General features: G+C 72.4%; 20 protein-coding genes and 1 pseudogene. 8 read left to right on the top strand and 13 right to left on the bottom strand.

All coding sequences use genetic code 11. The features are described from left to right. Positions 1-104: 104 nt before the first annotated feature. Positions 105-1,928, top strand: a pseudogene (locus B1L11_RS37210) (glycoside hydrolase family 3 protein); the annotation flags it as partial. A gap of 8 nt (positions 1,929-1,936) precedes the next feature. Here the strand turns inward: B1L11_RS37210 and B1L11_RS55500 are convergent. Beyond that, positions 1,937-2,119, bottom strand: coding sequence for a hypothetical protein (locus B1L11_RS55500; RefSeq protein WP_372974763.1), 183 nt, complete (start codon positions 2,117-2,119; stop codon positions 1,937-1,939). Between B1L11_RS55500 and B1L11_RS55495 the strand changes: the two genes are divergently transcribed. Then, positions 2,079-2,390, top strand: coding sequence for a cellulose binding domain-containing protein (locus tag B1L11_RS55495; protein ID WP_372974762.1), 312 nt, complete (start codon positions 2,079-2,081; stop codon positions 2,388-2,390). The two genes, B1L11_RS55500 and B1L11_RS55495, sit on opposite strands and share 41 nt — an antisense overlap. A gap of 37 nt (positions 2,391-2,427) precedes the next feature. Here B1L11_RS55495 and B1L11_RS37205 read toward each other — a convergent pair whose 3' ends face one another. From B1L11_RS37205 to B1L11_RS37190, 4 genes are all read right to left on the bottom strand, one after another. Then, the gene (locus tag B1L11_RS37205; protein WP_079319958.1) at positions 2,428-2,844 is read right to left on the bottom strand and encodes a DUF3592 domain-containing protein; all 417 of its coding nucleotides are present in this window, start codon (positions 2,842-2,844) and stop codon (positions 2,428-2,430) included. A gap of 68 nt (positions 2,845-2,912) precedes the next feature. Then, on the bottom strand, positions 2,913-3,326 hold the full coding sequence (locus B1L11_RS37200; RefSeq protein WP_079319957.1) for a PH domain-containing protein: 414 nt from the start codon (positions 3,324-3,326) through the stop codon (positions 2,913-2,915). 114 nt (positions 3,327-3,440) lie between these two features. Next, positions 3,441-4,022: a DUF5709 domain-containing protein gene (locus B1L11_RS37195; RefSeq protein ID WP_079319956.1), complete on the bottom strand. Its 582-nt coding sequence runs from the start codon at positions 4,020-4,022 to the stop codon at positions 3,441-3,443. Positions 4,023-4,059: 37 nt separating this feature from the next. Continuing rightward, positions 4,060-4,551 carry a metallophosphoesterase family protein gene (locus B1L11_RS37190; RefSeq protein WP_079319955.1) on the bottom strand — a complete coding sequence of 164 codons (492 nt, stop codon included), beginning with the start codon at positions 4,549-4,551 and terminating at the stop codon, positions 4,060-4,062. 131 nt (positions 4,552-4,682) lie between these two features. Here B1L11_RS37190 and B1L11_RS47455 point away from each other — a divergent pair, with 131 nt between their 5' ends. After that, complete coding sequence (locus tag B1L11_RS47455; protein ID WP_156080805.1) at positions 4,683-4,823, top strand: hypothetical protein; 141 nt, start codon at positions 4,683-4,685, stop codon at positions 4,821-4,823. A gap of 91 nt (positions 4,824-4,914) precedes the next feature. On the opposite strand, the gene B1L11_RS46060 is transcribed toward B1L11_RS47455, so the two are convergent. The 3 genes from B1L11_RS46060 to B1L11_RS37175 all read right to left on the bottom strand — a co-directional run bounded on the left by B1L11_RS46060 (position 4,915) and on the right by B1L11_RS37175 (position 7,492). Beyond that, entirely contained in the window at positions 4,915-5,343 is a 429-nt protein-coding gene (locus B1L11_RS46060) for a hypothetical protein (RefSeq protein WP_143737822.1), read from the bottom strand. A 125-nt stretch (positions 5,344-5,468) separates the two neighbouring features. After that, positions 5,469-6,422: a Ppx/GppA phosphatase family protein gene (locus B1L11_RS37180; protein WP_079319953.1), complete on the bottom strand. Its 954-nt coding sequence runs from the start codon at positions 6,420-6,422 to the stop codon at positions 5,469-5,471. Between the two features lie 68 nt (positions 6,423-6,490). Beyond that, the gene (locus B1L11_RS37175; protein ID WP_256863219.1) at positions 6,491-7,492 is read right to left on the bottom strand and encodes an NADPH:quinone reductase; all 1,002 of its coding nucleotides are present in this window, start codon (positions 7,490-7,492) and stop codon (positions 6,491-6,493) included. Between the two features lie 106 nt (positions 7,493-7,598). Here B1L11_RS37175 and B1L11_RS37170 point away from each other — a divergent pair, with 106 nt between their 5' ends. Beyond that, complete coding sequence (locus B1L11_RS37170) at positions 7,599-9,347, top strand: ATP-dependent DNA helicase RecQ (RefSeq protein ID WP_079319951.1); 1,749 nt, start codon at positions 7,599-7,601, stop codon at positions 9,345-9,347. Between the two features lie 126 nt (positions 9,348-9,473). Then, on the top strand, positions 9,474-9,854 hold the full coding sequence (locus tag B1L11_RS37165; RefSeq protein WP_143737821.1) for a hypothetical protein: 381 nt from the start codon (positions 9,474-9,476) through the stop codon (positions 9,852-9,854). A gap of 37 nt (positions 9,855-9,891) precedes the next feature. On the opposite strand, the gene B1L11_RS37160 is transcribed toward B1L11_RS37165, so the two are convergent. Further along, complete coding sequence (locus B1L11_RS37160; RefSeq protein ID WP_218671540.1) at positions 9,892-11,865, bottom strand: amino acid transporter; 1,974 nt, start codon at positions 11,863-11,865, stop codon at positions 9,892-9,894. Positions 11,866-12,047: 182 nt separating this feature from the next. Between B1L11_RS37160 and B1L11_RS37155 the strand changes: the two genes are divergently transcribed. Both B1L11_RS37155 and B1L11_RS47450 read left to right on the top strand, forming a co-directional pair. Beyond that, positions 12,048-14,447 (top strand): Tex family protein, encoded by a 2,400-nt coding sequence (locus B1L11_RS37155; RefSeq protein WP_256863218.1) that lies wholly within the window; start codon positions 12,048-12,050, stop codon positions 14,445-14,447. Between the two features lie 233 nt (positions 14,448-14,680). Beyond that, entirely contained in the window at positions 14,681-15,076 is a 396-nt protein-coding gene (locus B1L11_RS47450; protein ID WP_079319948.1) for a hypothetical protein, read from the top strand. Between the two features lie 244 nt (positions 15,077-15,320). On the opposite strand, the gene B1L11_RS37145 is transcribed toward B1L11_RS47450, so the two are convergent. The 3 genes from B1L11_RS37145 to B1L11_RS52880 all read right to left on the bottom strand — a co-directional run bounded on the left by B1L11_RS37145 (position 15,321) and on the right by B1L11_RS52880 (position 19,745). Beyond that, positions 15,321-16,568, bottom strand: coding sequence for an allantoate amidohydrolase (locus tag B1L11_RS37145; RefSeq protein ID WP_256863217.1), 1,248 nt, complete (start codon positions 16,566-16,568; stop codon positions 15,321-15,323). After that, positions 16,561-18,309, bottom strand: coding sequence for a urocanate hydratase (gene hutU / locus B1L11_RS37140; RefSeq protein ID WP_256863216.1), 1,749 nt, complete (start codon positions 18,307-18,309; stop codon positions 16,561-16,563). Before hutU ends, B1L11_RS37145 begins: the two co-directional genes overlap by 8 nt. A 77-nt stretch (positions 18,310-18,386) precedes the next feature. Next, complete coding sequence (locus B1L11_RS52880) at positions 18,387-19,745, bottom strand: MurR/RpiR family transcriptional regulator (RefSeq protein ID WP_256863215.1); 1,359 nt, start codon at positions 19,743-19,745, stop codon at positions 18,387-18,389. Positions 19,746-19,845: 100 nt separating this feature from the next. On the opposite strand from B1L11_RS52880, the gene B1L11_RS37130 reads away from it, so the two are divergent. Next, a complete protein-coding gene (locus B1L11_RS37130; RefSeq protein ID WP_256863214.1) occupies positions 19,846-20,967 on the top strand; it encodes an MBL fold metallo-hydrolase in 1,122 nt (373 codons plus the stop codon). A 13-nt stretch (positions 20,968-20,980) separates the two neighbouring features. On the opposite strand, the gene B1L11_RS37125 is transcribed toward B1L11_RS37130, so the two are convergent. Further along, positions 20,981-21,393: RNA-guided endonuclease TnpB family protein (locus tag B1L11_RS37125; protein WP_143737819.1), on the bottom strand; the 413-nt coding region annotated here is incomplete at its 5' end.

Below are 21,393 nucleotides of genomic sequence, written 5' to 3'. Positions count from 1 at the left end.
GAAAGTTTCGTGGTGCGCGGCTGGTGGCGAGTGTCCGGGAGTCACATCGTTTGACCCGAATTCCGGCGATTCCTACGGTCGGCGGGAACATCGAGGAGGACCTGATGACATCCCGGCTGAGACCCGTCTGGGTCACCACGCTCGTGGCGCTGCTCACCGTGGCGCTGGGCGCCGTCTTCACCGCCGACCGCGGGGTCGCGCGGGCGGCCGACGCCCCCTACAAGGATCCGAGCCTTCCGGTGGCGGCGCGGGTGGACGACCTGCTGTCCAGGATGTCGCTGGACGACAAGGTCGGGCAGATGACCCAGGCCGACCGGTCGGTCCTGACGACGGTCTCCGACGTGGCGACGTACCGGCTGGGGTCGATCCTGTCCGGCGGCGGCTCGGCGCCCTCCCCGAACACCCCGTCGTCCTGGGCCGACATGTACGACAACTTCCAGCGGCAGGCGCTGTCCACCCCGCTCGGCATTCCGATGATCTACGGGATCGACGCCGTGCACGGGAACAACAACGTCGTCGGCGCAACGATCTTCCCGCACAACATCGGACTGGGGGCGACCCGCGACCCCGACCTGGTGGAGCGGGTCGGGCGGGCGGCGGCCGAGGAGGTGTCGGGCACCGGGATCGACTGGACCTTCGCCCCCTGCCTGTGCGTGGCCCGCAACGACCGCTGGGGCCGCACGTACGAGTCCTTCAGCGAGGACCCGCAGCTCGTCACCCAGATGACGACGATCGTGGACGGCTTCCAGAAGGCCGGGAACGCCTCCATCCTCGCCACCGCCAAGCACTACGTGGGCGACGGCGGCACCACGGGCGGCAAGGACCAGGGCAACACCGAACTCAGCGAGGCCGACCTGCGGGCCATCCACCTCGCGCCGTTCAAGGCCGCCGTGCAGCGCGGCGTGGGCTCCGTCATGGTGTCCTACAGCTCCTGGAACGGCGTCAAGATGCATGGCAACAAGTACCTGCTCACCGACGTGCTGAAGGGCGAGCTGGGCTTCACCGGCTTCGTGGTCACCGACTGGGCGGGCATCGACCAGCTCGACGGCCAGACCGGCTTCACCGCGAACGAGATCACCACGGCGATCAATGCGGGCGTCGACATGGTGATGGTGCCGACCGACTACAAGAAGTTCATCTCGCTGCTCAAGCAGGAGGTGCAGGCCGGGCGCATCGCGATGTCGCGGATCGACGACGCCAACCGGCGCATCCTGGCCAAGAAGTTCGAGCTGGGGCTGTTCGAGAGGCCGCTGACCGACCGGTCCTACACGTCCACCGTGGGCGGCGCGGCGCACCGCGCCATCGCCCGCGAGGCCGTGCGCAAGTCGCTGGTCCTGCTGAAGAACGCGGGCAACGTGCTCCCGCTCGGCAAGAGCGGCGGCAAGATCTTCGTGGCCGGCAAGAGCGCCGACGACATCGGCAACCAGAGCGGCGGCTGGACGATCAGCTGGCAGGGCTCGTCCGGGAACATCACGCAGGGGACCACGATCCTGCAGGGCATCCGCGACACTGTCGGCTCCGGCACGCAGGTCACCTACAACCGCGACGGCAGCGGCATCGACTCCTCCTACCGCGCGGCGATCGCCGTCGTGGGCGAGACGCCGTACGCGGAGGGCCAGGGCGACCGGACCGGGTCGATGGGCCTCGACTCCACCGACCTGGCCACGCTGCAGCGGCTCAAGGCGTCCGGCGTGCCGCTGGTCGTGGTGCTCGTCTCCGGCCGGCCGCTGGACATCGCCGGCCAGATCGACCAGTGGAACGCGCTGGTGGCGGCCTGGCTGCCGGGCACCGAGGGGCGCGGCGTGGCCGACGTGCTGTTCGGCGACTACGCGCCCACCGCGAAGCTGCCGATGACCTGGATGCGCAGCGCCGACCAGCAGCCGATCAACGCCGGGGACGGCAAGCAGGCGCTGTTCGAGTACGGCTTCGGGCTGACCTACACGGGCTCCAGCCCGTCGCCCTCCCCTTCGCCCTCGCCGTCCCCTTCCCCTTCCCCGTCTCCGTCGGTCTCTCCGTCCCCCAGCCCCTCGCCGAGCGCCAGCTCGTCGCCCTCGCCGTCGCCGTCCTCCGGGGGATGCGTGGTGACGTACAAGGTGAACGACTGGGGCAGCGGGTTCACCGCCGACGTGACGATCACCAACAGGTCGTCGAGCCCGGTCAACGGCTGGCGGCTCCAGTGGACCTACGCCGGCAACCAGAAGGTCACCGGCTACTGGAACTCGACGATCACGCAGTCGGGCCAGCAGGTCACCGCGTCCAACACCACCTGGAACGGAACCATCGGCGCGAGCGGCGGCACGGCGAACTTCGGCTTCCAGGGGTCCTACAGCGGCGCCAACGCCGCCCCCACCGCGTTCACCCTGAACGGGACGGCCTGCACGACCGGATGACCCATGCGCCGGAGGGGCGGGGACGGAACGCCTGGGCTCAGAACGTCTGGGCCAACGCCACCCCCGCCCCCGCGGTGAACAGGACGATGCCGACCGCGAGGAAGATGCCGCCGAGGAGCGTGCCGCTCCCGGCCGCGCTGTCGATGCGGATCCGTGTCGGCCTGGCCGGGTCGTACAGCACCGTGACCTCCTCACCCGGCCGCGCGGGCGGCGGGTTGCTCCCGTAGGTGGTCTCGGCCTCGACCTGCTGGCCGTACAGGGTGGTGAAGCGAATGGTCGGGTAGTACGAGGTGCCGTCGTCGGACCGGCTCGCCCGCAGTCCGACGACCAGGCCGCGGGTGCGCTGCGCCCGGCGGCGGAACTCCCGGGCGTTCATGGTGATGCCGCCGCCGATGAGGCCGAAGACGAGCCCGAGACCCGAGAGGATCAGTGTGATGAGAGCGGTTTGTGACACGCTCGGACCTTAGGGCCCCGCGCTTGCGATCGGCTTGCACCGTTCCCGAACCGCGACGCGCGCACGGATCAGGGGCGCATCCGCATGAGCGTCTCGGCCACGTCGACGACCGGCTCGCCGAGGTCGAAACGGCTGAACAGGTGGATCTGCTCGCCGGCGTCGATCTCCAGCAGCTCGGTCGTCAGGCCGTAGCGGCGGTGGGAGTCCACCCGGATACGGTCCACGTCGTTCCAGGAGATGCGTTCCCGGCCGGAGAGCCCGGTAACGACCAGACCGTCCTCGCCCGCCGCGAGCCGCACCGGCGCGACCAGGTCGCGGCCGGTCAGCAGGCCGAACCCCAGGGTGGCGACGCCGGCGAGGAAGAGCTGCGCGCCGTCGCCCGCGACGGCCAGCACACCGCACAGCACCGTGCCGGCGACCTTCAGCGCAACGATCCCGCGCGGCACCCGCCATTCGTGCCGCGGCTCCTCAACTCCCGCCATCGAGGCAGCGTAACGAATGCGAGAGCCTCTCGCGGCTCCTTCCCGGCCCCTCACGCCGCGCGGCGGCGGCCCGGTCGCACGGCCGCCGCCGTCTCCCCCTGCCGGCGTCTCGTCCTACGGCGTCTCGTCCTCCACGCGCATCGCCTGCTCCTCCGCCGTGTAGCCGCCGAAATCCGGCCCCACGTCCTCGGCGATCAGGTCCTTCTCGGTGTCCATGCCCATGCCGCCGTCCGGATCGACGAGCCGGCCGGCCCTGCCGGGCTCCGCGGTGCCGTACCTGCCGGGCTGGGCCGGGTCGGCGGTCGCGTAATCGGCCGGATCGCCGGACCCGTAGCCGCCGGCCTCGTCGCCGGTGCCGGTGTCGTACCTCTCGTACGGCTGGTCGCCGCTCTCACCGAGGACGTCGGCCTCGGCGGCCTTCTCCTCGCGACGGCCACCCGCCGTGCCGGGCTCCGTGCCGAACCGGACGTCCACGTCGGGGACCTCACGGGACAGGCGGCGGCCGAGGGACTCGCCCTCGCGCATCTCGTTGGGCGTGGTGCCGTACTCGTCGAGGCCCAGAGGCCGGTCGCCGGGCAGCGGCATCTCCTGCGGGTCCTCGGCCCACTGCTGCTCGGGCGTGCCCTCCTGCAGGTCCGGAATGCCTTCGTCCTCGAACCGCGAACGCGGGTCGGGCTGTGGTCTGTTCTCTCTCATAACGGCCCCATGCCCCGCCGTAGGGCCCTTAGGCAGGTCAGGTGACGGGGACGATCTCGGCCCGCCGCAGCACGCCGCCCTCGACCTCGAGGATTCCGATGGTGCCGTGCGGCTGGCGGCGGCGGTCGGTGGGCGAGCCGGGGTTGAACACCCGCACCCCGTCGCCGGTCAGGTCCATGGGGATGTGCGAGTGGCCGAAGACGACCAGATCGGCCTCGGGGAAGCGGCGCCGCATCCGCGCGGTCCGCCCGGTGGCCTGGCCGCTGTCGTGGATCATCGCCACCCTGAGCCCGCCGAGGTCGAGTTCGAGCGTCTCGGGCGCGCCCCAGGCCGCGACGTCCGGGCCGTCGTTGTTGCCGAGCACCGCGTGGACCGGAGCGTACGCGGACAGCTCCACCAGGACGTCCGCGGTGCAGACGTCACCGGCGTGCAGGATCAGGTCCGCCCCCCGCAGGTGCCCGGCGACCGCGGGCGGGCAGGACTTCCAGCGCCGGGGAGCGTGGGTGTCCGCGAGCACGACGACCTTCACCGTTCCATCTTCCCCGCAGAGAAGAGGTGCCAAATCACATATTCGGGGAATAGGGATTCAGGACCCGCACGACCCTCATGCCCTGCACCCCTACACCGGTCTCCCCCGGCCGGTCCCGCTCGGGAGGAACGATGAGCAGGCAGATCGCCGACGGCTACCAGGCCCCCACCCTGTCCGAGCTCGAGGCACGCGTACGCGGGCTGGAGACTCAGGTCGCCCGCCTCACCGAGCTGGTCAAGACGCTGTCCGGTCAGAGCAGGGAGAGCCGCTGACGGCGGCGCCGTCCGGCAGCGAAGCGCCCGGAACGACGGCGTCCCCGCCAGGGAAGACCTGACGGGGACGCTGACGCCGGTGTGGGCCTCGCTAGCGACGTGCGGAGGCGGCGACGGCCCGGACCTGCCGGTCCGCGCCCCTGCCCGGGGGTCGCCCGTTCACGTGCCCGTTGCCGGACGCGTTGACGGGCGCTTTCCCGGACCCCTTCACGGGTGCCTTGCCGGACCCGTTCACGAGCCCGCTCGCGGGTGCCTTGCCGGACCCGCTCGCGGGTGCCTTGCCGGATCCGCCGGCGGGCGCATCGGTCTCCCCGGCCTTCGCGGCCAGGGAGTTCCGCGCGCGCCCGTCCGTGCCCGTGCCCGCCGGGACGGGTGCCGCCCGCCCGTAGGACTCGCGCCCGGTGCTCACCGCCATCGCGCCCAGCCAGACCAGGGTCACGATCGCGATCACCACCACGGCTCCGAGCACCAGCACCGCCACCGCCGCCAGGGAGACCACGGCTCCCAGCAGCTCCACCATTGAGATTCCTCCAGAGGTCGACCCCGATTACGGCACTCCGGTGGCCGGTGGAACATCACCCGCCACGTAGAGGAACGAAATTTGCCGGTTATTGGTGCCTGCCCCGTTTGGATGACCTTCATACCTTACTGATCGGCCAGCGGGGGCCCACCCATGGGCAGGCCGTCTAGCCTGCGCAGGATCACGCCCTCCCGCAGCGCCCACGGGCAGATCTCCAGCACCGGCAGCTCGAACAGGTCCATCGCGGCGTCCGCGACGACCGCGCCGGCGAGAAGCTGCGCGGCCCGCCCCGCGGACACGCCGGGGAGCTCCGCCCGCCGGGCCGCCGGCATCGTGGCCAGCCGGGCCGTCCACTCGACCAGGTCCTCGTGCGTCAGCGTCCGCTTGACGTACGGGCCCTCGCCGGACGACGCCGCCCCCGCGATGCGCGCGAGCTGGCGGAAGGTCTTGGACGTGGCGACCGCGTGGTCCGGCCTGCCGTACCTGGCGACCGCCCCGACCGTCCGCGCGATCTCGGTGCGTACGTACCGTCGCAGCGCGCGCACCTCCTCGGGATCGGGCGGGTCGGCGGTGAACCAGTCGCGGGTGAGCCGCCCCGCGCCGAGCGGGAGGGAGACGGCGACGTCGGGCTCCTCGTCGATGCCGGAGGCGATCTCCAGCGAGCCGCCCCCGATGTCGGTCACCAGCAGCCGCCCGGAGGACCAGCCGAACCAGCGGCGTACGGCCAGGAACGTCAGCCTGGCCTCGTCGTCCCCCGACAGCACCTGGATGTCCACCCGGGTGTCGGCCTTGATCTGGGCCAGCACGTCCTCGCCGTTGACCGCGTCACGGACCGCCGAGGTGGCGAACGCGACCAGGTCCTCCACGCCCTTGTCCTCGGCGATGCGGGCCGCCTCGCGGACGAAGGCCCCGAGCCGCGCCGCGCCCTCCTCGCTGAGCCTGTCGCCGTCGACGAGATGCTCGGCCAGCCGCAGCTCCTCCTTGTGGGAGAACGCGGGCAGAGGCCGGGCACCCTGATGCGCGTCCATCACCAGCAGGTGCACCGTGTTGGAACCGACGTCCAGGACTCCGAGTCGCATGCCCCCGACGCTACCGCCCGCGCGGAAAAGATCCATGGCCCCTCCCGGCCCCCGGACTCACCTGGGGCTCACTCCGGCGCGACGTCCACGAGCACCTTGCCGACCACGCCCGACTGGACCGCGTCGTGGGCGTCGGCCGTACGCTCCAGCGGGAAGTGGTGGAGGGGCAGCCCGGCCTCCTCCCCCGCCCGCAGCGCCCCCGCCTCGACCGCCGCGCGGACATCCGCCACCGCGGCGTCCTTGGCGGCCTCGGGAACCGTGTAGACGAGCACGAACTGGTAGCGGATGTTGCGGGTGAACAGCTCCCACACCGACAGCGTGACGTCGTTCCCCCCGTCGGTCGAATACACCGCGACGACTCCCTGCGGCGCGGTGACCGCCGCGTCGAGGGCGGCGTTCGGCGCCGGCGCGACCTCCACCACGATGTCGGCGCCCTCCGGGGCCACGGCGCGGATCTCCGCCGCCGGATCCCCGATGCGGTAGTTGATCACGTGGTGCGCCCCCGCGGCCCGGGCCAGCGCCGCCTTCTCCGGCCCGCTGACCGTGGTCACCACGGTCGCCCCGGCCCAGCGGGCCAACTGGATCGCGGCGTTGCCCACGGCCCCGGCGCCGCCCGCGACGAGGACGGTCCTGCCGTCGAGTGCGCCGGGGGCGAGCCGGTCCGGCCCGCCTTCGCGCACGGTCAGGCAGCGATGCGCGGTCAGCGCGGGGATGCCGAGGCTCGCGCCGAGGTCGAAAGAGGCGCCGTCCGGCAACGGGACGACCTGCCGCTCGGGCAGGACGACGTACTCCTGGGCGGTGCCGTCCGGCCGTCCCCAGGCGGCCTCCCAGAGCCACACCCGGTCTCCCGGGGCCACCCCGGTCACGCCGGGTCCGGTCGCGTCCACGACGCCTGCGCCGTCCTGGTTGGGCACGGCCTCCGGATGGCGCAGCGCGCCGCGCCGCGCCTTCCAGTCGGTGGGGTTGACGCCCGACCGCACCACGCGCACCCGTACCTCGCCGGGCCCCGGCTCGGGCACCGGCCGGTCGGTCAGGCGCAGGACGCCGCTGTCACCGGTCTCGGAATACACGATCGCTCTCATACCGGCTCTAAGCCGCCGGGTCCCTGAGGCTATTCCGGTTCGGCCCTTTCCGCTCGGGTAGTTGCAGGCCGATCGGGCGAGGGGGTGCGGTGGAATGAGCGTCAGGCAGAGGTATGGGGGCCTGTCCGGCGGACGGCCCGGTGACAGGCTCGGCGGCACGGGGGGCGGCTGGTCGAGGGACTGGTCGGGAAGCTGGGCCAGGGGCTGGGCGGGAGGCCGCTTCGGCCGGCATTTCGGGCGCCGGGGCAGGCGCCTGCGGGCCACGGCCAGGGAGGCGTTCGGCTGGCAGCAGCTGCGTCCGGGCCAGCAGGAGGCGATGGAACTCCTGCTCGCGGGGCGCGACGTGCTGCTGGTGATGCCGACCGGCGGCGGGAAGTCGGCCGTCTACCAGGTGCCCGGACTGCTCCTGGAGGGCCCGACGGTCGTCGTCTCTCCGCTCATCGCCCTGCAGCGCGACCAGGTCATGGGCCTGCTGAAGGCGGGGGCGGCGGGCGCGGTGGCGGTGAACTCGGCCGGCTCGGTCGAGGCGGGGCTCGACCAGGTCACGGCGGGCGACGCCGAGTACGTGTTCCTGTCGCCGGAGCAGCTCGCCAAGCCCGAGGTGGTCGAGCGGCTGGCCCAGGCCCGGCCCTCGCTGATCGCCGTGGACGAGGCGCACTGCGTGTCCGCCTGGGGCCACGACTTCCGGCCGGAGTACCTGCGGCTCGGCAAGGTCATCGAGCGCCTGGGCCATCCTCCGGTGATCGCGATGACGGCCACGGCCGCGCCGACCGTGCGCGAGGAGATCGTCGAGTCGCTCGGCCTGGTCGGCGCGCAACAGATCGTACGGGGATTCGACCGGCCCAACCTGCACCTCGAAGTCCACCGGTTCACGAGCGACGACGACAAGCGCAGGGCCCTGGCCGACCACGCCGCCGGGCTTGACGGCGTGGGGCTGATCTACGTGGCGACGCGGCGCCAGGCCGAGGAGTACGCGGAACTGCTGAAGGAGCGCGGCCGCAGGGCCGAGGCGTACCACGCGGGGATGAAGGCGAAGGAACGCCGCCGCATCCACGAGCGGTTCCAGGACGACGACCTCGACACCGTCGTGGCGACCTCGGCCTTCGGGATGGGCATCGACAAGCACGACGTGCGCTACGTGCTGCACGCCGCGCCCCCCGAGTCGCTCGACGCGTACTACCAGGAGATCGGCCGGGCGGGCCGGGACGGCAACCCGGCCGACGCCGTGCTGTTCTACCGGCCCGAGGACCTGGGACTGCGCAGGTTCTTCACCGCGGGCCGCGCGGACGAGGCCCTGATGCGGCGCGTCGCGACGCTGGTCCACGAACACGGCGGCGAGGTGGCCGCCGCCGACCTGCGCGAGCTCCTCGACGTCGGGGCCGCCAGGCTGACCTCGCACGTCAACCTGCTGGAACGGGCGGGCGCGGTCGAGGTCACCCACGGCGGCGCCCTGCGGTACGCCCCGGACGGCCCGCCGCCGGACGAGGCCGCCGCCCACGCCGTGGAGATCGACGATCTCCGGCACCGGATGGAGGACTCCCGGCTGGAGATGATGCGCGGCTACGCGGAGACGACCGGCTGCCGGCGCCGCTTCCTGCTGGAGTACTTCGGCGAGCCGTACGAGCGGTCGTGCGGCGACTGCGACACCTGCCGCTCGGGGACGGCGACCCCGCCGGAGACCGGCGACGGGCGGTTCCCCATGCACGCGGACGTACGGCACGCCGAGTGGGGGCACGGGATCGTGATGAGCCGCGAGCAGGACCGGATCACCGTGCTGTTCGACTCCGTGGGCTACAAGACGCTGGCGCTCGGCCTGGTCGACGAGCTGCTCGAAGTGGTCTGACGGATCACGAGAAGCACTCACCCCGGCTGGGCAATCATTACCGATCGTGTCCTTGGCACCACTTGCAGTGGTTTCACCCCGTGTTGAGACTCGTAGGCGGAGGTCGTGAATTCGGGGGTGGTACCGGTGCGGGAGGGAACCAGCAGCACGGAGACGTGGCCGTTCGAGTGCCTGCACTGCCTGCGGGTCTGGGAGGAGGAGTACGTCGTGCACCGCGCGCGCGACGAGCAGGGCATCGACGTCGTGGTGTGGATCCGGGACGATGTGACGGTCGAGCCGCCCTGGTCCGGGACGACCTGCCCCGGATGCGGCTGCGGGACCGTGACCACGTTCCCCACCGGCTACCTGGCCCACCACCCGGAGATCACGCTGGGCCGGTCCGCGCTGCGGGCCCCGGCCGGCGAGAGGCCCGCCCGGGGCGCGCCGTTCGCGTCGCACGCGCTGCTCACCCTCACGCTCCTGCTGCTGACCGGCGTCGGCCTGTACGAGCGGCTCCACGCCCGCTGAGCACGCGCCGGGCACTCCCGGCGCCGGATCGCCGCTGTCAGCTCACGTGGACCTGGGGGCGCCGGGCGAGGTCGGGTTCGGCCTTGCGAATGACCTCACGAGTCAGCGGCGGCACGTCCCCGCCGCCGAAGACGAGGTAACGCAGCAGGGCCCCCACCGGATTGCCCTCGGCCCAGTGGAAGTAAACGTGCGGCCGTTTGCCCGTGAGGTCGCGCAGGTGGAACAGGATCGCCGCGATCGTGTTCGCCACGGCGGGGCTCCGCACGGTGAGCACCCGGTAGCCGTGCCGCTCCTCCCCCGCGACGCGCAACTCCGACTCGAACTCCGAGGCGTCGCCGAGGGTGACCTCCAGGAAGATCATCGGCTCGTCCTCCGGGAGGTGGTGGTACTCCCGCGTCTCCCGGTCCTTGTCGGCGTACTCGGCCGGATCGCGCGCGTCCGGCTCGTTGGCGATCAGCCGCAGCTCCCCCCGCACGCCCAGCACGATCGCGCGGGCGGTCTCGTCGAGCTCGACCTTGGTGGCGCGCAGCTCGGTCGAGCGGGTCGCCCTGGAGATGAGCGAGGTCACGACGATGGCGACGACGAACAGCAGCGCGATCTTCAGGCCGTCGGGCCGCTCTCTGATGTTCTCCACGGCCGCGTACAGGAGCACGGCGGAGATCACGCCGAAGGCGATGGCCGGGCCCTTCCTGCCCTCCTGGGCGGCGTTGATCGTGACGGCCACCGCCGCCGAGAGGATCAGCGCGAGCACGCCCGTCGCGTACGCGCCGCCCTGCGCCTCCACCCCGGCCCGGAACAGGATCGTGATGCCGAACGCGATCGCGGTGAAGACCAGCACCAGGGGCCGTACGGCACGGGCCCAGTCGGGCGCCATGCCGTATCGGGGCAGGTAGCGCGGCACGATGTTGAGCAGGCCGGTGAGCGCCGAGGCGCCGGCGAACCACAGGATGGCGATCGTGCTCAGGTCGTAGGCGCTGCCGAACCAGTCGCCCAGATACTGGTGCGCCAGGTAGGCCAGCGCACGCCCGTTGGCCCTGCCGCCCTCGCGGAACTCGGCGGCCGGGATGAGCACGCTGGTCGCCACGCTGCTGGCGAGCAGGAAGACGCTCATGACCAGCGCGGCGGTGGTGAGCAGGCGCCGGGCGCCGCGGACGCGCTCGTCGAGTTCGCCCCTGATCTGCGGCATCACCGCGACACCGGTCTCGAAGCCCGACAGTCCGAGGGCCAGCTTGGGCAGCACCAGCAGCGACATGCCGATCATCGCGAGCGGGCCGGAGTGGTCGGCGCTCAGCGCGCCCCGCCAGTCCGCCAGCAGGTCCGGGTGGCCGACCACCTCGCGCAGCGCCACCACCACGACCACGGTGTTGAGCGCGAGGTAGACCCCCACGAGGACCACAGCCAGCCCGATCGCCTCGCTGAACCCGCGCAGGAAGATCACCCCGAGGACCGCGATCAGCAGCAGCGTGATGGGCACCCGCTGCCCCGACAGGACGTCGGGGAAGAACGGGTTCTCGATCAGGTGCGCGGTCGCGTCGGACGCCGACAGGGTGATGGTGAAGACGAACGCGGTGGCGACGAAGCCGAGCAGCACGAGCACCAGGAGCTTGCCCCACCAGTGCGGCAGCAGCCGCTCCAGCATGGCGATCGACCCCATGCCGTGCGGGCTGCGCGCCGCGACCGCGCGGTAGGTGGGCAGGGCGCCGAACAGCGTGAGCGCCACCAGCATCGCCGTCGCGATCGGCGACAGCGCCCCCGCGGCCAGGGCGGCGATGCCCGGCTGGTAGCCGAGCGTGGAGAAGTAGTCGACACCGGTGAGGCACATCACCTGCCACCACGGGTGGCGCGTGCCCGGCTGGCCGGCGTGCGGCCCCGTCGCACCCGGGTCGCGCTGGAGGCCCTCGAGCAACCAGGCCCGGAATGCCCCGGCCCCGCCGCTCCGGGTTCTGTCGCCCCCGCTCGCGTCGCCCCCGGTACTGTCGTCCGCGGCCTCCCGCCGCGTGGACGTCGTCACCTCGGCTCACTCTCCTCGTCGGCCCTCGTCCCTTCGAGGGCGGCGGGACAGACGATAGCGGTGGCGACCGACATCGGGGGCGCCGCACGGGGTTGTCCACAGGCGGGGCGAGGGGGCCCGGGGGATCCGGCAGAATGAGAGCCCCCGGAGAGGGCGGACCCGGAAGAAGGCGGATCAGGATCGTGACGACGTCCATTCAGCAGCGGATCGCCGAAGAGCTCGGCGTGCGCGAGAGCCAGGTCACCGCGGCCGTCGACCTGCTCGACGGCGGGGCGACGGTGCCGTTCATCGCCCGCTACCGCAAGGAGGCCACGGGCGCGCTCGACGACGCCCAGCTGCGCACGCTGGAGGAGCGGCTGCGCTACCTGCGCGAGCTGGAGGAGCGGCGGGCCGCCATCCTCGACTCGATCCGCTCCCAGGGCAAGCTCGACGAGGCCCTGGAAGCGCGGATCATGGAGGCCGACTCCAAGGCCCGGCTGGAGGACATCTACCTGCCCTTCAAGCCCAAGCGCCGCACGAAGGCGCAGATCGCCAGGGAGCTCGGGCTGGAGCCGCTGGCGGACGCGCTGCTCGCCGACCCGTCGCTGGACCCTCAGGCGACCGCGGAGGGGTACGTGCGCGAGGGCGTGGCCGACGCCGCCGCCGCGCTGGAGGGCGCCAGGGCCATCCTGGTCGAGCGCTTCGCCGAGGACGCCGACCTCATCGGCGACCTGCGGGAGCGGATGTGGTCCCGCGGGCGTCTGATCTCCCAGGTGCGGGAGGACAAGCAGGAGTCCGGGGCCAAGTTCTCCGACTACTTCGACTTCTCCGAGCCCTTCACCCGGCTGCCCTCGCACCGCATCCTCGCGATGTTCCGGGGCGAGAAGGAGGAGGTGCTCACGCTCACTCTCGACCCGGAGGCCGAGGAGCCGAACGACTACGAGGCGCGGATCGCCCGGCGCTTCGGCATCGCCGACCTCGGCCGCCCGGCCGACAAGTGGCTGCTCGACACCGTGCGCTGGGCCTGGCGGACACGCGTCCTCGTGCACCTGGGCATCGATCTGCGCACCCGGCTGTGGCAGGCGGCCGAGGAGGAGGCCGTGCGCGTTTTCGCGGCCAACCTGCGCGACCTGCTGCTGGCCGCCCCCGCCGGGACGAGGCCTACCATGGGCCTCGACCCGGGGCTGCGCACCGGTGTGAAGGTCGCGGTCGTGGACGGCACGGGCAAGGTCGTGGCCACCGAGACGATCTACCCGCACGAGCCCAAGCGGCAGTGGGACCAGTCGCTCGCGGTGCTGGCCCGGCTGGCGACCGAGCACAAGGTGGAGCTGATCGCCATCGGCAACGGCACCGCGTCGCGGGAGACCGACAAGCTCGCCGGTGAGCTGGTCAAGCACATGCCGCACCTCACCAAGATCGTGGTTTCGGAGGCCGGGGCCTCGGTGTACTCGGCGTCGGCCTACGCCTCGCAGGAGCTGCCCGGCCTGGACGTCTCGCTGCGCGGCGCGGTGTCGATCGCGCGGCGCCTGCAGGACCCGCTGGCCGAGCTGGTCAAGATCGACCCCAAGTCCATCGGCGTCGGCCAGTACCAGCACGACGTGTCCGAGGTGAAGCTGTCGCGCTCGCTCGACGCGGTGGTGGAGGACTGCGTGAACGCGGTGGGCGTGGACGTCAACACCGCGTCCGCCCCGCTGCTGACCCGCGTCTCCGGCATCAGCGCCGGACTCGCGGAGAACATCGTCGCGCACCGGGACTCCAACGGGCCGTTCCGCTCGCGGACCGGGCTGAAGGAGGTGCCGCGGCTGGGCCCGAAGGCGTTCGAGCAGTGCGCGGGCTTCCTGCGCATCCCGGGCGGCGACGACCCGCTCGACGCCTCCAGCGTGCACCCGGAGGCCTACCCGGTGGTGCGCCGCATCCTCGACTTCACCAAGAGCGACCTGCGCACGCTGATCGGCAACACCTCGGCGCTCCGCTCGCTGAAGCCGTCGGACTTCGTCGACGACACCTTCGGCCTGCCGACCGTCACCGACATCCTCAAGGAATTGGAGAAGCCGGGCCGCGACCCCCGCCCGGCATTCAAGACCGCCACGTTCAAGGAGGGCGTCGAGAAGCCGTCCGACCTGTCGCCCGGCATGATCCTGGAGGGCGTCGTCACCAACGTCGCCGCGTTCGGGGCGTTCGTCGACATCGGCGTGCACCAGGACGGCCTGGTCCACGTGTCCGCGATGTCCAACTCGTTCGTGAAGGACCCGCGCGAGGTGGTCAAGCCCGGCGACATCGTCCGCGTCAAGGTGCTCGACGTGGACCTCCAGCGCAAGCGCATCTCCCTCACGCTGCGCCTGGAGGACGAGACGGCGGGCAACGGCCGCAGGGGCGGGCCGAACGGCGAGGCCCGCGAGGACCGGCAGGGTGGCCGGCGGGGCCAGCAGCGCCAGAACCCGTCCCGCCAGAACCAGGGTGGTCAGAACCAGAACGGCAGGGGCGGGTCGGGCCGCGGCAACGGCCGGGGCTCGGGCGGCGCGCCGCTGGGCGGGGCCATGGCCGAGGCCCTGCGCCGGGCCGGTCTGGCCGATCCCGGTTCCGGCGACCGCCGCTCCCGCTGACGCATCTCGCCCCGATCCGTCGGCCGCACGCACCCGGCGCCCGCCTTCGGTGCGCCGGGACCGCGTGCGGCGCGGAACATGCCCCGCGAGGCAGTGGACGCGGGGCCCAGGGTTGATCAGGCACGACGCCCGGCAGCTCGGCGTCGAAGGCGGCGCCTTACCGCGCGTCATGTAGTCGTGCACCTGGCCGGACCGCTGCGCGGACGGTCATTCGGTCACTGCTGCTGCTGCTGTTGCTGCTGCTGACCGCCACGGCCGTGCTGTTGCTGTTGTTGCTGCTGCTGTTGCTGACCGCCGCGGCCCTGCTGCTGTTGTTGCTGCTGCTGTTGTTGCTGTTGCTCTTGCTCGCGATGATGGCGGTGGTGACGGTGGTGCCTCTCGCGGCATTTGCCTCCCGGGCAGTCCCCCGTGGTCGACGGCCGGATGACCTGCTCGGTCGTGCCGGCGGCGTTGGCGGGCTGCGTCTGCATCGTGACAGGGACGACGAGGGCCGAAGCCGTCATGACGGCGGCAGCCAATGCTTCTTTGAACATGGGTATCCCCCCATTCGGCTCCGCGACGAGAAAGCGGACGACGTCCGAATTCACGGAGCTCGAATCGATCCGTCGAACTTTGGATCTGGACCCTGATTCTCACGCTAGAGGCAGCAAACGCCTCAGTCACCCATCAGGGCGCAATAAGCCTTTTTGCCATCAAAAGCTCATAGGCCCGGGAGTATGGAGATATCCGGCCCCATTCGAACAGTTCCGCGATTGCGGCTTTGCCGAACCCCGGAATGAATTCCACCTGACTTGGGATTCCGATTGTTGCTTCGGGGCCTTGAAGGTCGTCGCGAGCAGGGCCCATGCCCGGCCAGCCCCACCGCCTGCGCGCTCAGTGAGCCGCGCCGGAGCCGTCGGCGGCCGTCGCGAGCAGGTCCTCGAGAACGGCGGCGAGGGCGGCGACCCCTTCGAGGCAGTCGGCCTCCTCGGCGTACTCGTACGGCGAGTGCGAGACGCCCGTCGGGTTGCGTACGAACAGCATGGCCGCGGGAACCTCGCCGGCGAGGATGCCCGCGTCGTGCCCCGCTCCCGTGGGCAGCACCGGCGCGCCACCGAGGACACGCGCGACGCGGTCACGCAGGGGCACGTCGAAGTTCACGACCGCCGTGTAGGACTCCCGGGTCACCTCGGCCCCCTCGGCCGCCCGGGCCGTCTCCGCGACGAGCGTGTCCAGCAGGGCGGCGTCCGGCGCCCGGCAATCAAGCCAGGCGCTGACCAGCGACGCGATGGCGTTGGTGCCGTTGGGCTCGACCCTGATCCTGCCGAAGGTGGCCAGGGCCCCGAGGCGCTCGGCGTTCGCCCGGGCGGCCAGCACCGCCGCCGCGTACGCCGGCATGGGATCGCGCCGGTCCTCCAGCCGGGTGGTCCCGGCGTGGTTGGCCTCCCCCCGGAAGTCGAAGCGCCAGCGGCCGTGCGGCCAGATCGCGGAGGCGACGCCGACCGGGTGCGGCGTGGCGGCGAGGTGGCGGCCCTGCTCCACGTGCAGTTCCACGAACGCGCCGATCCGCGCGAGGCGCTCGTCGTCACGCCCGGCGGCCCCCGGGTCGCGTCCCGCCCGTTCCATCGCCGCCGCCAGGGTGACGCCGTCCGCGTCGTGCAGCGCCCCCGCCGTCTCTGGGCGGACGGCGCCGGTCATCAGCCGCGATCCCAGGCAGGCCAGGCCGAACCTGGCGCCCTCCTCCTCGGTGAAGTTCACCACCGCCAGCGGCCGCTCCGGCCGGAGCCCGCGCGCCAGCAGCGCGTCGAGCGCGGCGAACGCCCCCACCACACCCAGCGGGCCGTCGTACGCGCCGCCGTCGGGCACCGAGTCCAGGTGGGAGCCGGTCACCACGGCGTTCCCGGCCCGGGGATCGCCCAGCCAGGCCCACTGGTTGCCGTTGCGGTCGGTCTCGTACGCCAGGCCACGCTTCCGGGCCTGTTCGGCGAACCAGGCCCGGCACTCCGCGTCCGCCGCCGTCCAGGCGTGCCTGCGGTATCCGCCCGTCGCGTCGTGCCGGCCCACCGGGAGCAGGTCGCGCCACATGCGGCGGAAGCCGTCCGCCACCTCCTCCGGCAGGACTCGCGCCGTCCCCTCAGACATCGGCGTCGGGGCCGGCGGGCTCCGCCCCGGCCATCGGAACCCGTACGCCGCGCTCCACGGCGACCTCGGCGGCCCGGTCGTATCCGGCGTCCACGTGCCGGATGACGCCCATGCCGGGGTCGTTGGTCAGCACCCGCCGGATCTTCTCTCCCGCGAGCGGCGTGCCGTCGGCGACGGTGACCTGTCCGGCGTGGATGGAACGGCCGATGCCGACTCCGCCGCCGTGGTGGATCGACACCCAGGACGCGCCGGAGGCGACGTTGACCATGGCGTTGAGCAGCGGCCAGTCGGCGATCGCGTCGGAGCCGTCCAGCATGCCCTCGGTCTCCCGGTAGGGCGAGGCGACCGAGCCGCAGTCGAGGTGGTCGCGCCCGATCACGATGGGCGCGAAGATCTCCCCCGAGGCCACGAGGTCGTTGAACCGCTCGCCGGCCCGGTCGCGCTCGCCGTACCCCAGCCAGCAGATCCGCGCGGGCAGGCCCTGGAACCGCACCCGCTCCCCCGCCATCCTGATCCACCGGGCCAGCGGCTCGTTGTCGGGGAACAGATCGAGGATCGCGCGGTCGGTCGTCGCGATGTCGGCCGGGTCGCCGGACAGCGCCGCCCACCGGAACGGGCCCTTGCCCTCGCAGAACAGCGGCCGGATGTAGGCCGGCACGAACCCGGGGAAGTCGAACGCCCGCGCGTACCCGGCGAGGCTCGCCTCGCCCCTGATCGAGTTGCCGTAGTCGAACACCTCCGCGCCCGCGTCCTGGAAGCCGACCATCGCCTCGACGTGCCTGGCCATCGACTCTCGGGCCCGGCGGGTGAACCCCTCGGGGTCCTTGCGCGCCAGCGCGGCCATGTCCTCGAACGCGACGCCCAGCGGCAGGTACGCCAGCGGGTCGTGCGCGCTCGTCTGGTCGGTCACGACGTCGATCTCCGCGCCCCCGGCCAGCAGGGCGGGCACGGCCTCGGCGGCGTTGGCCACGACCCCGATGGACAGCGGGCGGCGCGCGTCCCTGGCCTCGTACGCCAGGCGCAGCGCCTCGTCCAGGCTCTCGGCCCGCACATCGAGGTAGCGGTGGCCGATGCGGCGCTCGACGCTGCGCGGGTCGCAGTCGACGCAGATCGCCACGCCGCCGTTCATCGTGACCGCGAGGGGCTGGGCGCCGCCCATGCCGCCGAGCCCGGCGGTGAGGGTGATCGTCCCGGCGAGACTGCCGCCGAACCGCTTGGCCGCGACCGCCGCGAACGTTTCGTACGTCCCCTGCAGGATGCCCTGGGTGCCGATGTAGATCCACGAACCGGCCGTCATCTGGCCGTACATCGTGAGTCCGAGCCGCTCCAGCCGCCGGAATTCGGGCCACGTCGCCCAGTCGCCGACGAGGTTGGAGTTGGCGATCAGCACCCTGGGGGCCCACTCGTGGGTGGTCATCACGCCGACCGGCCGCCCCGACTGCACCAGCAGCGTCTCGTCGGCCCGCAGGGTGGTGAGCTCGCGCACGATGGCGTCGTACGACGGCCAGTCGCGGGCCGCCTTGCCGCTGCCGCCGTAGACGACGAGCCGCTCCGGATGCTCGGCGACCTCGGGGTCGAGGTTGTTCATCAGCATGCGCAGGGCGGCCTCCTGCTGCCAGCCGCGCGTGTTCAGCGTGCCGCCGCGCGGGGCCCGGACCGGCGCCCGGTCGCCGGAAGCCCGACCGTGGGGAGCCCCGTGGGGAGCCCGGCCGTTGGGGGCGCTGCCGCCGTCGTCACCCACGAGTCCTCCTTCCACCCGCGCCCGCGGCGCATGGTCCCATTCAGCGAGTCCCATCCATCCTGGGTGAATGAATAGATTCAGTCAATGAGGAACACCTCACGGGCGGCGGCCGACGCCTCGAACGCCTCCAGACGGGCCTGCGCCCCGGGCAGTTCGTCGCACATCGCCTCGAGCAGCACCCGGCCGAGCATCATCGGCGCGCACGCCGTGTCGAACACCAGGTGCGTGCCCACCGCGGCGGTGAGCAGAACGTGCGACAGGCCGGCGAGGGACGGCACCCGATGGTCCGCGACCGTGACGACGCTCAGTCCGGCCGTGCGGGCGGCCCGCAGAGCGTCCACCAGTTCGGCCGGGTAGCGGGGCAGGGCGAAGCACAGCAGGGCCGTCGCCCCGGCCGCCGCCGCCTGCTCGATACGGTCGGCCAGGAGCGACCCCCCCTCGTGCAGGAGCCGTACGTCGGGGTGGATCTTCGCCGCGAAGTAGGCGAACCCGGCGGCCTGGGCCGCGGCGGCCCGCAGGCCCAGCACCGGCAGCGGGCGCGAGGCGGCGAGCAGGCGGGCGGCCTCGGCGACGGGCCCGGAGTCGTCCAGCGACCGGGCGAGGGCGCGCAGGTTCTCGATCTCCGCAAGCACGGCCCGCCGGTATTCGCCGCCCGGTCCCGTCGCCCGATCCGGTCCGTGATCGGGGTCCGGGTGCCCGGCATCCTCGGGCGAGAGATCCAGGGGTGGGGAATCCAGAGACGAGGAATCCTGAGCCGCGGGGCGCGGGGGTGCGCCGGGTCGCGACGACGGGCCACGCGGGTCCTCCGGCGTGGCCTGAAGCGTCCCCGCCGGCCCCTGCTCCCTGCCCGCGGCCCGCCCAGCCGCGCCGCCGTCGGAGAGCCGGTGGGCAGCCGTGTGCGCGGAGGCGCGGGCATCGGGCCCGGCGTCCTCCCCGTTCCGGCCGGACCGTACGCCGAGCTCACGGAACCTGCGCCGGAGGCCGGGGTATCCGCTGTAGCCCAGCGCCATCGCGAAGCGGGTCACCGACGGCTGGCTGACCCCGGCCAGTTCGGCCACCTCGATGCTCGACAGGAACGGCGCGTCCGCGGCGTGCTGCGCGAGGCAGTGGGCGATTCTGCGCTGCACGGGCGTCAGGCGGTGCCCCTCGAACAGCCGCAGCAGGCCGGACGCCGCGTCGCCATCACGGTCGTCACGGTCGCCGAAGACGTCACCGTCGCCCCGGCCGCCCCACTCGCCGAGAACATCACGGTCACCGGCAACATCACGGCCGCCGAAGCCGGCGGAGTCCTCACGGTCATCACGGTCGTCGCGGTTGCCGGCCGGGCCGTCGTCCGCGTTGTGGCCGGTGTTCATCGTCCCCCCGCCGGTGTTCATCGTCCCCCGCCTCGCCTGGCCCGCGCCGGGCCGGTCGGTCTGCATGCTTTCATTCACCACGCAGTCTCCAGGGAGGGTTGTACACAGGCAAGGCGTCGTCGGCGCGACCGGCGCGGAGATTGCCTAGTCTGATCGGCAGAACTCAGCAAGGAGATTGCCGTTGAAGACCGGTGGTTTGAGAAGTAGTGACCTGGGCCGTCGCGTGGGGCTCCTCGCGGGAGCGGCCGCCCTGGCGGCGGCGGTGTGGGCGGTGCGGGACGTCCCCGCCGCGCTGGGGGCGCGGCCGTCGGGCGAGCGGGCGCTGCGGGTGCGGCGCTCCAGACAGTTCCGCGACGGCGCGTTCCGTAACACGACGCCCAGTCCCGTCCTCCCGCCGGGGACCAGGCAGCAGGTCGCCCGCGAGTTCCTCCGCCGGACGCAGCGCAAGCCCCGCCTGCCCGTTCCCCTGATGACTCCCGGCTCGTCCCAAGGCGGCGACCTCGACGCCGTCTGGTACGGCCACTCCTCGGCGCTGATCGAGATCGAGGGGCGGCGGGTGCTGCTCGATCCGGTGTGGAGCGAGCGTTGCTCCCCTGCGTCGTTCACCGGGCCGCGTCGTCTGCACCCTCCGCCGGTGCCGCTGTACGAGCTGCCCGAACTCGACGCGATCGTCATCTCGCACGACCACTACGACCACCTCGACATGGACACGGTGCGCCTGCTGGCCCGCACGCAGTCCGCGCCGTTCCTGGTGCCGCTCGGGGTCGGCGCCCATCTCGAGCGATGGCGGGTGCCCGCGTCCCGGATCATCGAGCTGGACTGGAACGAGGAGGCCACGGTGTCCGGCCTCCGGTTCGTGGCGACTCCGGGCCGTCACTTCTCCGGCCGCGGGTTCCGCAGGGACCAGACCCTCTGGGCCTCGTGGGTCATCGCGGGCGAGCGCAGGCGGGTCTTCTACACCGGCGACTCCGGCTACTTCGACGGGTACGCGGCGATCGGCGAGGCGCACGGGCCTTTCGACCTGTCGGTGATCCAGATCGGCGCCTACAGCAAGGGCTGGCCGGACATCCACATGACGCCGGAGGAGGCGATCCTCACCCACCTCGACCTGCGCGCCCGGGTGCTGCTGCCGGTGCACTGGGGCACGTTCGCGCTCGCCCCGCACGCCTGGAACGACCCGATCGACCAGCTGTGGCGGGAGGCCAAGGCCCGCGACGTACGCCTCGTGGTGCCGCGGCCGGGCGAGCGCGTCACGGTCGACGACCCGCCGCCGGTGGACGGCTGGTGGCAGACGATCCTTTGACTTCCTCCCGGCCCTAATGGACCGGGATTCCCGCCCTCACGGGTGAGGTTTCCTGCTTCACCGCCGACCGCCGAAGGGAGGACCCTTGCGGACTCACGTCAGCTCCACAGGCAGGCACCGCTCGACCAGCGGCCAGGATGTTCTTGGCGGCGTTGACGTCCCGGTCGTGCCGGGTGCCGCAGTCCGGGCACGTCCAGTGCCGGGTGGACAGGCTGAGGGTGGCGAGCAGGTGCCCGCACGCGCTGCACGTCTTCGAGCTTGGATGCCAGCGGTCGATCACGACCAGGCGCCGCCCGCACCGCCGGGTTTTGTACTCCAGTTGGCGACGGAACTCGCCCCACCCACAGTCCGAGATCGCCCGCGCGAGGGACCGGTTACGGACCATGCCGCGCACGTTGAGGTCCTCGATCACGATCAGGTCGTGGT

The organism is Microbispora sp. GKU 823 (assembly GCF_002027145.1).
GTDB classification, from domain to species: Bacteria; Actinomycetota; Actinomycetes; order Streptosporangiales; family Streptosporangiaceae; genus Microbispora; species Microbispora siamensis.
The sequence above is the reverse complement of the archived record's forward strand: the minus strand, read 5'-3'. Positions and strand labels throughout refer to the sequence as shown.

Bases quoted from the DNA above. Each gene is read 5' to 3' on its own strand.
- B1L11_RS37200 (WP_079319957.1), bottom strand. From the start codon at position 3,326: ATGGCGGGAGTTGAGGAGCCGCGGCACGAATGGCGGGTGCCGCGCGGG.
- B1L11_RS37195 (WP_079319956.1), bottom strand. From the start codon at position 4,022: ATGAGAGAGAACAGACCACAGCCCGACCCGCGTTCGCGGTTCGAGGAC.
- B1L11_RS47455 (WP_156080805.1), top strand. From the start codon at position 4,683: ATGAGCAGGCAGATCGCCGACGGCTACCAGGCCCCCACCCTGTCCGAG.
- B1L11_RS46060 (WP_143737822.1), bottom strand. From the start codon at position 5,343: ATGGTGGAGCTGCTGGGAGCCGTGGTCTCCCTGGCGGCGGTGGCGGTG.
- B1L11_RS37180 (WP_079319953.1), bottom strand. From the start codon at position 6,422: ATGCGACTCGGAGTCCTGGACGTCGGTTCCAACACGGTGCACCTGCTG.
- B1L11_RS37170 (WP_079319951.1), top strand. From the start codon at position 7,599: ATGAGCGTCAGGCAGAGGTATGGGGGCCTGTCCGGCGGACGGCCCGGT.
- B1L11_RS37145 (WP_256863217.1), bottom strand. From the start codon at position 16,568: ATGTCTGAGGGGACGGCGCGAGTCCTGCCGGAGGAGGTGGCGGACGGC.